Origin of the sequence: Dactylosporangium sp. CA-092794 (genome assembly GCF_050948465.1) — a bacterium.
GTDB lineage: Bacteria > Actinomycetota > Actinomycetes > Mycobacteriales > Micromonosporaceae > Dactylosporangium.
The window spans coordinates 3,938,925-3,952,112 of the sequence record NZ_CP192044.1; the positions used below are offsets into that span (position 1 = coordinate 3,938,925).

General features: G+C 75.0%; 11 protein-coding genes. 6 read left to right on the forward strand and 5 right to left on the reverse strand.

Translation table 11 applies throughout. The annotated features are described in order from the left end of the window. Nucleotides 1-83 precede the first annotated feature (83 nt). From ACQPXD_RS16915 to ACQPXD_RS16925, 3 genes are all read right to left on the reverse strand, one after another. On the reverse strand, nucleotides 84-1,136 hold the full coding sequence (locus ACQPXD_RS16915; RefSeq protein ID WP_432824726.1) for an IS110 family transposase: 1,053 nt from the start codon (nucleotides 1,134-1,136) through the stop codon (nucleotides 84-86). A gap of 724 nt (nucleotides 1,137-1,860) precedes the next feature. Next, nucleotides 1,861-5,913, reverse strand: a complete 4,053-nt coding sequence (locus ACQPXD_RS16920) for an HAD-IC family P-type ATPase (protein ID WP_432839437.1) — start codon at nucleotides 5,911-5,913, stop codon at nucleotides 1,861-1,863. A gap of 236 nt (nucleotides 5,914-6,149) precedes the next feature. After that, nucleotides 6,150-7,130: a hypothetical protein gene (locus ACQPXD_RS16925; protein WP_432839439.1), complete on the reverse strand. Its 981-nt coding sequence runs from the start codon at nucleotides 7,128-7,130 to the stop codon at nucleotides 6,150-6,152. A gap of 172 nt (nucleotides 7,131-7,302) precedes the next feature. Between ACQPXD_RS16925 and ACQPXD_RS16930 the strand changes: the two genes are divergently transcribed. Continuing rightward, the gene (locus ACQPXD_RS16930) at nucleotides 7,303-8,418 is read left to right on the forward strand and encodes a WD40/YVTN/BNR-like repeat-containing protein (protein WP_432839441.1); all 1,116 of its coding nucleotides are present in this window, start codon (nucleotides 7,303-7,305) and stop codon (nucleotides 8,416-8,418) included. Beyond that, nucleotides 8,415-8,711 (forward strand): hypothetical protein, encoded by a 297-nt coding sequence (locus tag ACQPXD_RS16935; protein ID WP_432839443.1) that lies wholly within the window; start codon nucleotides 8,415-8,417, stop codon nucleotides 8,709-8,711. Before ACQPXD_RS16930 ends, ACQPXD_RS16935 begins: the two co-directional genes overlap by 4 nt. Nucleotides 8,712-8,713: 2 nt before the next feature. Here the strand turns inward: ACQPXD_RS16935 and ACQPXD_RS16940 are convergent, their stop codons facing one another. Beyond that, nucleotides 8,714-9,364, reverse strand: coding sequence for a pentapeptide repeat-containing protein (locus ACQPXD_RS16940; RefSeq protein ID WP_432839445.1), 651 nt, complete (start codon nucleotides 9,362-9,364; stop codon nucleotides 8,714-8,716). Between the two features lie 204 nt (nucleotides 9,365-9,568). On the opposite strand from ACQPXD_RS16940, the gene ACQPXD_RS16945 reads away from it, so the two are divergent. From ACQPXD_RS16945 to ACQPXD_RS16955, 3 genes are all read left to right on the forward strand, one after another. Then, nucleotides 9,569-10,126, forward strand: coding sequence for a type 1 glutamine amidotransferase domain-containing protein (locus tag ACQPXD_RS16945; RefSeq protein ID WP_432839447.1), 558 nt, complete (start codon nucleotides 9,569-9,571; stop codon nucleotides 10,124-10,126). Between the two features lie 462 nt (nucleotides 10,127-10,588). Next, nucleotides 10,589-10,822: a hypothetical protein gene (locus tag ACQPXD_RS16950; RefSeq protein WP_432839449.1), complete on the forward strand. Its 234-nt coding sequence runs from the start codon at nucleotides 10,589-10,591 to the stop codon at nucleotides 10,820-10,822. Next, a complete protein-coding gene (locus ACQPXD_RS16955; protein WP_432839451.1) occupies nucleotides 10,819-11,397 on the forward strand; it encodes a polysaccharide deacetylase family protein in 579 nt (192 codons plus the stop codon). Before ACQPXD_RS16950 ends, ACQPXD_RS16955 begins: the two co-directional genes overlap by 4 nt. 99 nt (nucleotides 11,398-11,496) lie before the next feature. Here ACQPXD_RS16955 and ACQPXD_RS16960 read toward each other — a convergent pair whose 3' ends face one another. Further along, on the reverse strand, nucleotides 11,497-12,642 hold the full coding sequence (locus tag ACQPXD_RS16960) for a glycosyltransferase (RefSeq protein ID WP_432839453.1): 1,146 nt from the start codon (nucleotides 12,640-12,642) through the stop codon (nucleotides 11,497-11,499). 101 nt (nucleotides 12,643-12,743) lie between these two features. Between ACQPXD_RS16960 and ACQPXD_RS16965 the strand changes: the two genes are divergently transcribed. After that, the gene (locus tag ACQPXD_RS16965) at nucleotides 12,744-13,133 is read left to right on the forward strand and encodes a hypothetical protein (RefSeq protein ID WP_432839455.1); all 390 of its coding nucleotides are present in this window, start codon (nucleotides 12,744-12,746) and stop codon (nucleotides 13,131-13,133) included. The last annotated feature ends 55 nt before the right edge of the window (nucleotides 13,134-13,188 follow it).

Below are 13,188 nucleotides of genomic sequence, written 5' to 3' on the forward strand. Positions count from 1 at the left end.
GATCACGTCCCACCCGTAGGGCGCTGCACGCCGCGGGGCGCGGCGCAGCGACCGGAAGTCTCCGTGATCTGTGAAGGGTTTTGTCAAGCGTCGACGGCGTTGGCTTCCAGGAAGCGGTAGAGCTGGCGGATGGCGTAGCGTTTGAGGCATCGAAGGATTTCTTTGTTGGAGAGGCCTTCGGTGGTGCGGCGGGTGATGTAGTCGCTGGTTGGTGGGTGTTTCATCCGCCGGCGGGCGGTGACGATGGTGTGCAGGGCGGTGTTGAGGGCGCGGTCACCGCCGCGGTTGAGCCGGTGCCGGACGACCCGGCCGGAGCTGGCTGGTAGGGGGCTGATCCCGCCGATCGCGGCGAACGCGGCCTCGCTGTGGATACGGCCGTGGTGGGACCAGACGGTGAGCAGGGTCGCGGCGGTGACCGGGCCGACGCCGGGCTGGTCGAGCAGGCCGGGACAGGCCTGCTTGACCAGCCCGGCGAGCTGTTTCTCGGCCGCGGCGATGGCCCGGTCCAGCTCGGCGATGGTGGCCGCGGCCCGGCGCAGGGCCTGCAGCCGGACCCGGGTCTCCAGGTCGGCGGCCGGGTCGTCGGGCAGGCCCGCCACGGCGCGGACCTGCCGGGTGGTAGTCAGCCCGCGCAGCGTCTCGCGCAGCTGCCCGGCGCCGAGCAGCAGCGATTTGAACAGGTTGACCGTGGCGGTGCGCACGTCGGAGTCGTGCCGGCGGGTGACCAGCAGCATCCGCAGCGCCTCCCGCCGGCCGTCGGCGCGGGGTTCGGCGTGCCGGGCGGCGGGGTCCCGCTCCACGGCCTGCGCGGCCAGGGCGGCGTGGGTGGCGTCCATCGGGTCGGACTTGCCCCGCCGCCGGCGGGCCGGCTCGGGTTTCACGGCCTCCACGACCCGGTACCCGGCGGCCTGCAGGTGCCGGGTCAGGCCGTGCCCGTGCGAACGGGTGCCCTCCACCGCCCAGAACATCCGCTGCCCGGCCGGGATCTGCCGCTGCGCCCAGGCCTGCACCTGCGCGTAGCCGGCCGGGGTGGCCGGGACCTCGGTCTGGGCCAGGACCGCACTCACCTCGTCGACCAGGGTCGCGGTGTGGGTGTCGGTGTGCGTGTCGACCCCGACCACCCACGCGGTGGACACAGCCCGGCCGCCCTGCCCGGCGGGCGCTGCCCGGCGACGCCGGCCCCGACGATCTGTCACCATGGTCATTACGGTGGTTCCTTCCATGAGCGCTGCCGTTGCAACGGCGTCGGCCCGGGAACACGGTGCTGACCATGGCACATCTGTGATGAGTCACGTGGTTGAGCACGGACAGGCTTCTGATCAGGCCAAGGGACAGCGAGCTGGGCCGACGCCGGTGACCTTGTCGACACGTCATGCGAAAGACACACCACACGGTGGTCAGATCACGGAAGAGTCATCCAAGATCACCGGCATCGAACCTAGCGGATCACGAACCCCGGGCCCGATCACCTTCCCTATAGAAGCGTCATGCGCGACCCGCCTTCGACACCAAGGGTTTTTCATGATCGTGGAGTGGTGATGTACCCCTGTGTACCGAAAGGTTCCGGGATCATGGCAAACCCGTGGTGCGGCCAGCGCGGACAGCATGATCGCGGAGACTTTCATCGTAACTATTCAGGTACCCCGCCCATCTCGCTGACCTGCACCTACGCGGCGGTCGGAATTCGCGAATCGGGGAGATGGCCAACCGCTATCTCCCGCATTGAGTAGGTTTATCGTCCACTGTGGAGTGTCCGACTAGCGCCAGCACAAGGCTTTGACCAGCACGCCCTCCTCCGTTCGGAGGACCTGAATAGTTACCTTTCATCCGCCGGCACCGGCCGCGCAGATCGGGCTGGCCTCAGGTCGCTTCGGGGCTGTCGGGCGGGTGGTGGTCGTCGGGTTCGCCCGGCAGGGTGGGCAGGGGCAGCGCGGCCAGGACCGTGCCGAGGGCGGTGGCGCCGAGCACGATGCCCCAGGCGACCGGGCCCAGCGGGCGGCAGCCGAACAGCCCGCTCACGCCCGGCGTCTGCACCACGCCGACGAGCGCGGCCGCGGACGCGCCGGTGGAGGCGAGCACGACCGGGTCGCGGCCGGCGGCCAGGGCGGTCTGCGCGAGCTGCGTGCCGACCAGCGACGCGAGGGCCACCGTGCTGGCCCGCTCCTGGGTACCGGTGAGCCGGCCGGCCACCCACGCCGCGGCGGTCGCGGTGCTGGTCGCGATCGCCCGGCGGACCACGTCGCGGGTCAGCGCGCCGCCGAGCGAGGACTCCGGGCCCTCCCGGATCGCCTGCTCCGGGGTGACCCGCCGGGGCGGCCGGGCGGCGACCGTGATGGCCGGCAGCAGGTCCGTCATCAGGTTGACGAACAGGATCTGCCGGGCGTTGAGGGGAGCGGTGTCGGACAGTACCGAACCGGCGACGGTGAACAGCGTCTCGCCCAGGTTGCCGCCGAGCAGCAGCGCCAGGGACTCGCGGACCGAGGCCCACATCGCCCGGCCCTCGACCACGCCGTCGGCGATCGTCTCGATCCGCCCGTCGAGCACGATCAGGTCGGCCGCCTCCCGGGCGGCGGTGGTGGCGTCCTCGCCAAGCGCGATGCCGACGTCGGCCAGGCGGATCGCCGGGGCGTCGTTGGCGCCGTCGCCGGTCACCGCCACCGCGAGGCCGGTCCGGCGCAGCGCCCGCACCACGGCCACCTTGTCGCCCGGGCTGACCCGCGCGAACACCGACGCCTTGGACACCAGCGCGTCGACGGTGTCCGGGTCGGCGCCGGACAGCTGCGGTCCGGTGACCACCGTCCCGCCGTCGAGCAGGTCGAGCTCGGCGGCGATCGCGGCGGCGGTGCTCGGGTGGTCGCCGGTCAGCATGACCACCTTGATGCCGGCCTCGCGCAGCCGCTCCACGGCCGCGGCCGCGCTGGGCCGGGTGGGGTCGGCCAGGCCGAGCAGCCCGAGCAGCTCCATGCCGTCCACCCGCTCGGAGTCGAGGCTGCGCCGGGCCGACGCGGACCGCTCGGCCACCGCCAGCACGCGCAGCCCCTGCCGGGCCAGCCGGTCGACCTCGGCCTCGATCTCGTCCCGGTCGGCCCGGCTCAGCGCCCGCGACCGGCCGTCCGGCCGCCACGACACGCAGCGCGGCAGGGTCGTCTCCGGCGCGCCCTTCACGCTGATCACCTGCCGCCCGCGGGCCGTGCCGAGCACGGCGTGGAAGCCGCGGGCCGGCTCGAACGGCAGCTCCCGCACGACCTGCCAGCCGCTCATCGACTCGTCGGCGCGCACCCCCGCGGCCTGCCCGCCCGTCACCACGGCCTGGTCGGTCGGGTGGGTCAGCGCCGCGGAGCCGGGCGGCGGGCTGGCCCGCAGCGCCGCGGCCAGGATCCGCCGGTGGTGCGCGGCGACCTCGCCGACGGGCAGCCGGGACCGGCCGTCCGACACGGTACGCAGCGCGATCCGCCCCTCGGTCAGCGTCCCGGTCTTGTCGAAGCACACGACGCCGACCCGGCCCAGCGCCTCCAGCGAGCGCGGGTCGCGCACGAGAATGTTGCGCCGCGACAGCCGCCGGCTCGCGCTGAGCTCCGCGGCGGTGGCGATGAACGGCAGCCCCTCCGGGATCGCCGCCACCGCGAGCGCGACCGACGACCCGATCGACTCGGCCAGCCGCCCGCGCAGCAGCCCGGCGCCCAGCAGGGCGGCCGCCGCGCCGCCGGCCACCGGCAGCGACGCCCGGGCGAGCCGGCTCAGCCGCTCCTGGACCCCGCCGGCCGGCGCCTCCTGCACGGCCGTCCGCGCGCCGCGCCCGGCCTCCGTCTCCGCCCCGGTCGCCACGACCACGGCGGTGGCCGATCCCGCGGCCACGCTCGTGCCGGCGTAGACCATGTTGGTGCGCTCGGCGACCGCGGCCGCCCGGCTGATCCCGGCCCGCTTGGCCACCGGCGCGGACTCGCCGGTGACCGCCGCCTCGTCGGTCTCCAGCCCGGACGCCTCCAGCAGCCGGCAGTCGGCGGGGACGGCGTCGCCGGCCTCGAGCAGTACCACATCGCCGGGCACCAGCTCGTCCATCGCGGCCGTCCGCTCGCCCTCGGCGCGGCGCAGCCGGACCCGCGGCCCGGCCGCGGACACCAGCCCGCGCAGGGTGCGGCCCGCGGTCAGGTCCTGCACGCTGGTCAGCAGGGCGTTGGCCAGGATCACCGACAGCACGAGCACGGCGTCACCGCCCGACCCCGTCACCGCCGACAGGCCCGCGCCGCCGGCGAGGGGGATGGTCAGCGGGGTGTCCAGCTCGGCGACGGTGGTGGCCAGCAGTCCCGGCTCGGGCTCCTCATGCGCGGCCGCCGCGGGAATCCGCCGCCGGGCCTCCGCATCGGTCAGTCCGGTGGCTTCGGTACCGAGCGTGTGCAGTACCTCCTCCGGCGGCAATGCGTGCCAGTCCACCCCGGCATCGCCGGCCGGCGTCGTGCGACGGCCCAGGCCGCGCACCGACCACACGGCCGAGGCGAGGTTGGCCACCCGGGCCACCTTCGTGGCGAGTATGGCCCGGTGCACGCCCGCCGGCCCCGGGTCGGCGACGCCGAGCAGCCCGCCGGTGGCCGCGCCGAGCAGCGCGGTCTTCACGCCGCGGGCGCTGACCTGGCGGGCCAGCGCGGCCGCCTCCAGCAGCAGCCACGCGGTCTCCAGGCCCGGCCCGCCGAGCAGGCTCGCCCCGTCGGGCGCGCGCCGCCGTTGTCGCAGGATGCCGAACCCGAAGTCCGCGGCCCGCAGGGCGGCGTCGTTGCGGTCGGCGATGACCAGCACGACCCGGCCCTCGCGCCGCAGCCGGCGGACGGCGGCGGCCAGCGGCGCGCCGCCCGGCACCGTGCCCTCGGCCCGCAGCCGCTTGGCCAGCTCGTCGTCGCCCCCGGCGACGAGCAGCCGCCCCGCCCCGCGCGCCGCCTCCGCCACCGCGACCGCCAGCGGCTCGGGCCTCGGCCCCCCGCCGTTCGCGCCGATCGTTGCGTTGGTCCGGTTGCCGCCGTTGCCATGCCGGCGGCCGCTGGTCGCCGGCTCGGCGTGCAGGGCTCCGGCGTCGATCACGACCGTGTCGATGCGGTCCAGCAGGCGGAGCACGGCCGGTTCCCGCACGAGCACCCCACGCTGGGCGAGCAGGGCGCCGAGCCGCCCCGCGTAGGCCTCCCGCCCGATCGTGGCGGTCCGCGGCGCCCCGGCCATCAGCAGGCGCGCCGCCCGACGCGCCCCGGACGGCAGCATCGCCGCGGCACCGGCGGCCAGCAGCGTCACCGTGCTCATCCGGCGCGCGTACCGCTCGATCGCGCCCTCCGGCCCCTCCCCGTGCGCGCCCTCCGGCCCCTCCCCGTGCGCGCCCGGAGCGCCGGGCCCGTTCGGCGGGTCGTCCGGTTCGCCCGGCGATCCGGGCGTCGGCGGGTCCGGGGCCGGCGGCCGGGGGGAGTGGCCTTCGGCGGCTCGGCGGGCCCAGGCCTGGCGCTCGGCGGCCGTCTCCAGCAGCAGGATGACCCGGAGGATGGCGTCGGCGAGGTGGGCGGTCCTCGACTGGGCCGCCGCCGCGAGCGCCGCCGCCGCCAGCGACAGCCCCAAATCGGCCCCGCGCTCACCGGCCACCCGGTGCAGGGCGCGGCGCAGCGGCGGCAGGTGGTCGACGGCGGTGAGGATCGCGGACAGCTCGCGCGGCACCTTGGGCAGCCGCAGCGCCCGGGCCGCGAACGCCGCCGCGGTGCCGGCGACGTCGATGCCCAGCGCGATCGCGTTGCCGCGCCAGTCACCGACGAACTCGTCGGCCCCTTCCGCCCCGCCGGTCTCCTCCGCTTCGTCCGCGAAGGCCTCGTCTTCGGCCCCGGCGGCCTCATCGGCCTCGCCCTCGACGGCGGCCGCGATCCTGGCCGCCTCGGCCACCGCGGCCATGACACCGGGCTCGGCCGCGCCGTCTTCCGCGCCACTTCCCGCATTGCGGCGCGCTCTCCCCGCCGCGCCGCTGTTCTCCGGCGCGTTGTCCTTGGTGTTGTGTCGTCGGCTCCTCGCCGTGTCGTTGTCTGCGTTGTGTCGTCGGCCTTCCGCCGTGTCGTCCTCCGTGTTGTGGCGCCGGCCCTTCGCCGCGCCTCGCGCGGGCCCGGGCGAGCGCGCCGGCGTCTCCGCTGCGCTCATCGGGCGCCGAGGAGGTGCCCGCGGCCGCGGTCGGCGACCCACACGCCGGCGCCGACCACCGCCGCGACCGGCCACTCCAGCACGCCGAGCAGGGCGAGTGCGCCGAGCCCGCCGTAGTACAGCAGCCGCGACGGCGCCGGCAGCGTCGACGCGATCGCCTCGGCCACCCACCGGGTCTGGGCCAGCAGCGGCCGGGCCGGTGGCAGGGGCACGTGGACGACCGGCACCCGGACGTGGGTCAGCGGGAGTTCCTCCCAGTGGACCAGGCCGTGCTCGTGCTCCTCGGCCTCGGCGCCTCGGGCCTGAGCCTCATGCGCCTCCCGGCCGCGTGCCCGGGTCGCGGTCTCGCGCGCCCGCGCCGCCGCGCCCCGGTCCCGTTCCGTGGCGCCGGCTGCCCGGCTCGTGCCGGTGCGGGGCCGGGCCGTGGCGGTGGTGGCCCGGCTCGCGGCACCCCGGGACCGCGCGGCGCTCGGCGACTGCCGTGCGCGGGATCGGGTTGTGGTGCTTTGTGTCTGGCCCGCGTTGCCGCGGGACCGCGTTGTGGTGCCTTGTGTCTGGCCCGCGTTGCCGCGGGACCGTGTTGTGGTGCCTTGCGCCTGGCCCGCACTGCCGCGGGACCGGGTTGTGGCGCTGGCGGTCTGGCCCGCGTTGCCGCGGGATCGGGTTGTGGTGCTGGTGAACTGGCCGGTGGTGGTGCGGGGCTGGGCCTCCGCGCTGCGCGACCGGCTCGCGTTGGCGCGGGCCTGGGCGGTGCTGCGGCCGGCACCCGCCGTGCCCCGGGCCGCCGCCGTCGTGGGCCGCGACCGCGGGGCCGTGCTCGTCTGCCGGCGCGCGGCCGGCTCCGGCGTGGACCGGGCGGACGACTGCTGCCGCGAGCCCGTCTCCTGCCGCCCGCCGGAGGGCTGCTGCCGTGATTCGGTCGCCTCCCGCGCGCCCGAGGAAGAGCGCCGCCGGGTGCGAGTATTCGTGTCGGCCATGGTGAGCTCCTCAGTGCGATGCGTCCGTCTCTGCGGCGCAACTGCCGTGCCTACCCCGCCCCGCGCCGGTCAACCCCGGCGTTTGCCGGCGTAGCAGGGCCGGTACCCGATCGGGGCGAGCGGTGGAGAGCAGGCCGGATGCGTGCGAGGATGCCCAACGGAGGTGAGGCCGGTGAGCGGCGTCCGGGTGCTGGTCGGCACGCGTAAGGGAGCGTTCATCCTGACCGCCGACGGGGCACGGCGGGACTGGCGGGTCGACGGCCCGCATTTCGGGGGCTGGGAGGTGTACCACGTCAACGGCTCAGCGGCGGATCCCGACCGGCTCTATGCCTCGCAGTCCGGCGGCTGGTTCGGGCAGCTGATCCAGCGCTCCGACGACGGCGGCCGGACGTGGGAGCCGGTGGGCAACGACTTCACGTATTCGGGCGACGTCGGCGATCACCTGTGGTACGACGGCACGCCCCGGCCCTGGGAGTTCAAGCGCGTCTGGCACCTCGAGCCGTCCCGCGACGACCCCGACACCGTCTACGCCGGGGTGGAGGACGCGGCGCTGTACCGCTCTACCGACGGCGGCCGCGAGTGGCAGGAGCTGACCGGGCTGCGCACGCACGAGTCGGGGCCGCGCTGGCAGCCCGGCGCGGGCGGCATGTGCCTGCACACGATCATCCTCGACCCGGTGCACAAGGACCGCATCTACGTGGCGATCTCGGCGGCCGGCGCGTTCCGCTCCGACGACGCCGGCGCGACCTGGCGGCCGATCAACCGCGGCCTGGTCTCCGGGCAGATCCCCGACCCCGACGCCGAGGTGGGCCACTGCGTGCACCGGCTGGCGATGCACCCGTCCCGGCCCGACGTGCTGTTCATGCAGAAGCACTGGGACGTGATGCGCTCCGACGACGGCGGCGGCTCGTGGCGGGAGATCAGCGGCGACCTGCCGACCGACTTCGGCTTCCCGATCGCGGTGCACGCGCACGAGCCGGAGACCGTCTACGTCGTGCCGATCAAGAGCGACTCCGAGCACTACGTGCCCGACGGCAAGCTGCGCGTCTACCGCAGCCGCAGCGGCGGCGAGGAGTGGGAGCCGCTGAGCGCCGGGCTGCCGCAGGAGCACTGCTACGTCAACGTGCTGCGCGACGCCATGGCCGTCGACACGCTGGACGAGTGCGGGATCTACTTCGGAACGACCGGCGGCCAGGTGTACCACTCGGCCGACAGCGGCGACAGCTGGGCGCCCATCGTGCGGGACCTGCCGGCGGTGCTCTCGGTCGAGGTCCAGGCGCTGCCGTGATCCGCATCGTCCTGCCCGCGCACCTGCGCAACCTGGCCAAGGTCGCGGGCGAGGTCACGCTCGACGTCGGCGGTGAGGTCACCCAGCGGCGCGTCCTGGATGCCCTGGAGGAGGTGTACCCGGTGCTGCGCGGCACGCTGCGCGACCGGGCCAGCGGGCAGCGCCGCGCGTTCGTGCGCTTCTACGCCTGCGAGGAGGACCTCTCCAACGACTCCCCGGACGCGCCGCTGCCCGCCGAGGTGGCGGCCGGCCGGGAGCCGCTGCTGATCATCGGGGCGATGGCCGGCGGATAGCCTCACCCCGGTTCGAGGTGTCCTTCGCAGGTACCATCGGTCGATTTCACGCCGTCCGGGCACACCGCGTTCACCCACGTGACGCCGGACAGGTCGGCGTGGTCGAACCGCGCACCGCGCAGGTTGGAGTCGGTGATCGTCGCCCCGGACAGGTCGGCGCCGCGCACGTCGGCCGCGCCGAGATCGGTGCGCACGAACGACACCGCCCGCAGCCGGGCGTCGCGCAGCCGCGCCCCTTCCAGCCCGACGTCGGTGAGCGTGCTGGCGCGCAGGTCGGCGCCGCCGAGGTCGGCCCGGACCAGCTTCACGCCGGTGAACTCCGCCTCCTGCGCCACGGCCAGGGTGAGGTCGGCGCCGCTGAGGTCGACGTCGGTCAGCGCCGCTTGGTGCAGCGTCGCCCGGTGCAGGTTGGCGCCGCTGAGGTTGGCCGCGCCCACCGGCCCGTTGACGGTCGCCCGTTCGAGGTCGGCGCAGCGCAGCCGCTTGCCGTCGAGGTCCAGCGCGGTGACGCTGCGGCCGCCGAGGCTCGCCGCATTGGGGTCGTCGCACCGCCGTCCGTGGTCGGCGCCGTCCCCGCGGTGCCACGACAGCCCCGCCGCCACAATGGCGAGCGCCACCAGATAGAGCGCGCCGACGGTCCGCGGGGCCGGCATGCCTTCATCGTGCCCACGGACCGTCCCCGCCACCGTGCCCCGGCCGGGGTGACCGCGGCCGGTTGGTCGTGGCCACCGTGCTTCGGCCGGGTTGACCCGCGGTCAGTTCGTCGCGGCCTGGCCGGGGGCGGCCTGCGGCAGGTTCGGCGCGGCGGCGGCCGGGTAGACCCCGCGCCGACAATCCCGTGAACCGCTGGAGGAACCGTGGCAAATGACCTGCGCGGCCGGAAGGTCGCGATCCTGGCCACCGACGGCGTCGAGCGCGTGGAGCTCGAGAAGCCCCGGGGCGCCCTGATGGGCGCCGGCGCCAAGACCGAGCTGCTGTCCATTCACCCGGGCGAGATCCAGGCGCGCCAGTTCGACATGGTGCCGGCCGGCACGCTGCCGGTCGACCGGGTCGTGTCCGACGCGAAGGCGGAAGACTACGACTGCCTGCTGCTGCCCGGGGGTACCGTCAACCCGGACACCTTGCGCATCAACGCCCACGCGATGAAGTTCGTGCGCGACTTCTGCGCCACCGGGCGCCCGGTCGCGGCCATCTGCCACGGCCCGTGGACCCTGATCGAGGCCGACGTGGTCCGCGGCCGCCGGATGACCTCGTGGCCGAGCCTGCGCACCGACCTGCGCCTGGCCGGCGCGGAGGTGGTCGACGAGGAGGTCTGCGTGGACGGCCAGTTCACCACCAGCCGCTCGCCGGCCGACCTGCCCGCCTTCTGTGCGGCGATCGTGGAACAGTTCGCCAAGGCCGGCGCCCGCCGCTGACGAAACTCCGGCCGCGCGTGGCGGCGCGCGGCCGAATGTTTCGTGCTTGTTAACATAGGCGCCGGAGAATACCCCGTCAACATCGGCGGCGTGCCACCTCGGCCCGCTCTCGCCTCGGGTCCTCCAGGCGCAGAGCGCCGTCAATGCTCGCCGCCGCCGATCTGGCCATCAGTCGCGCGCCGCGCTGTGCATCGCGGCCATCGACGGCACCACCCCGCACCTGGAACTATCCGCAGGCGCTGTATGTCTCCGTGATCATGCTCGACGGGTCGTGTGCACCCTCGGTTTTTCGTGATCACGGAGACAAAACGTACGCCCGTGTACCACAAGTCTCCGGGATCATGGCGAACCCGGTGTGTCGGTGTGGTCGCGTGCATGATCGTGGAGTCTTACGGCTGCTGCTGAATCCGACATATGACCTGCCGGGGTATAAATCCGAAGAGCCACGGCCCGGAGTGCGCGGTGCTCGCCGCACTGACGTTGCCGTCGGCCCGGCGCCGCCGCGGCGAGGCGGCTACCGCGCCCTGTTCACCGGCGGGGTGGTACCGCGTGGTGTGCCCGGCCCCATTCACCGGCCGGGCCATCGAGGTGGACGACGGCGCCGAACTGCGCCTGCGCTACACCGTCGTGATCGCCGACGGCGAGCCCGACGCCGAGACCTGCGCCGCCCTCGCGGGCCCCATACTGCAACAGTGACCGGCTACGTGGGCCTGACCTTCGACGACGGCCCCAACCCCGACACCACCGAGGCACTACTGGCCGCCCTCGCGGCCAGCGGCGCACCGGCCACGTTGTTCAACATCGGCCAGCACGTGCGCGACCACCCGGCGCTGACCCGCGCGCAGCTGAGCGCCGGCATGTGGGTCGGCAACCACAGCTGGACCCACCCGCACCTCACCACGCTGCCCCCGCCCCGCATCGGGTCCGAGCTGCGCCGGGCCTCGCAGGCGCTCGGGGACACCATCGGTGCTCAACCGCAGTTGTTCCGGCCGCCGTACGGCGACACGAACCCGTCCGTCCGCGCCGCCGCCGCCGACCTGGGCCTGACCGAGGTGCTGTGGGACGTCGACTCGCGGGACTGGGCCGGCGCCACCGCCGACGAGATCGTCGCCGCCGCGACCCGGCTGACCGACGGCCAGGTGATCCTCCTGCACGACGGGTACACCGCGACCATCGCCGCGATCCCACGCATCCTCGCCGATCTGCGCGCCCGCGACCTCGCCCCCGGCATGGTCTCCCCGGCCACCGGCCGTGCCGTCGCACCGGCCTGACCGCCGTCAGACCCGGCTCGCAGCGCTGGCTCGAGCGCCGTTAGACCCCGGCTCGCGGCGCGTCCGCGCCTCGCGCGAACCCCGCCGGCCGGAGCGCGGTCACGCCCCGGCGAGCAGCGCCGCGGCGGCCACGTCCGCGCCGTCGGTGCGCATCTCCCCGGCGGTGTTGCGGGCCCGCTCCGCCACGGCCGGGTCGAGGGCCGCCCGCAGCGCGTCGCTCAGCGACGCGGTGGTAGGCGCACCGGGCGCGTGGGCGGTGCCGATGCCCAGCTCGCGGACGCGCCCGGCCCAGTAGTGCTGGTCGTACAGCTGCGGCACCACCACCTGCGGCGCCCCGGCCAGGGCCGCTGCGGTCGTGGTGCCGGCGCCGCCGTGGTGGACGACCGCGGCCACCCGCGGGAACAGCGCCCGCTGGTTGACCTCGCCGATCACCAGGCAGTCGGCGCCGTCGTCCGGCGAGAGCCCGGCCCAGCCGCGGGAGACGACCGCCCGCCGGCCGGCGGCGCGGGCCGCCGCCACCATCGTGCCGCCGAGCTCCGTTGGCGCGCGCATGCTGCCGAACCCGAAGTACACCGGCGGGTCCCCGCTGTCCAGGAACGCCTCGAGCGCGGGGGAGAGCGGCCGGTCGTCCGCCACCAGCCAGGCACCGGTCTGCCACACCGCGCCGCCCGTTTCCGGCCAGGGGCCGAGCACCGGGTCGGCGGCCAGCCACGGCCGGTCCCCGAACACGTGGCCGCGCACGTCCCCGACCGCCGGCAGCCCGAGCTCCGCCCGGTGCGCGTTGAGCGCCGCGCCGAACGCGGCGTCGAACCGCTGCGCGTCCAGCGCCCACAGCTCGGCGTTGGTCGCGCCCGCCGGCCCCGGCAGCGGCGGCGCGTGGTGCGGCGAGGGCAGAACGTTGGGGCTGTAGGCGGCGAAGACGTACGGTATGCCGCGCAGCTCGGCCACCGACCGCGCCGCGATCTGCAGCGCCGTCGCCGCGACGATGACGTCGCACCCCTCGGCCGCCGCGGAGACGGCCGCGAACTGGTCCGCCACCGACCGGGGAATGTCGACCGGGACCGGCCCCGGCCGCAGCTCGGGCCCGATCGGGGTGACCGGCAGGCCGAGCCCTTCGAGCCAGCCGGTGAAGTCCGGCGGTACACACAGCCGGACCTCCCCACCCCTCTCCCGCAGCCGCAACGCCAGCCCCGCCAGCGGCTGAACGTCCCCCCGGGACCCGATCGTCGACAACAACACGCGCATGTCCCCTCCTTCGTCGCCCCGGCATTTTGGGCGATAACGGGGGTCTTGCCGCAAGTACCGGGTTGCCGTATACGTTGAAGTGGGGAAATACGCTGGCCGTCGTGACCGCGCCGCAGCCGCCGAACCTCGCCAGCCTGTCCTCGTTCCGCGGCCTGTTCGACGCCGACCTGCGCGACCTGGCCGCCGCGCTGCTGTGGGCGGGCTGCGCGCACAAGCTGTATGCGCAGCTGCCGGAGCTGACGGTCGCCGAGGTCTTCCGCACGCTGACCAAGACGATCCCGGAACTGGCCCGCATCTCGTTCCTGGAGGAGTCCCCACATGCGAGGCCCGCCCGGCACGTCCTCTACGAGGCGGTCCAGGTCTTGGAGCACAACCGCTTGGTCCTCTGGCGCTACCGCGGCTCGGAACAGACCCACGAGGAGATCACCCTGACCCGCCTCGGCCGCGCCGCCATCATGAGCGGCGACATCCGCTCCTATCTGCCCCACTGATACCGCCACGCGGGCGAGCCCGCCCACGACCTGGACCTCGCTGCGACACTGTCAC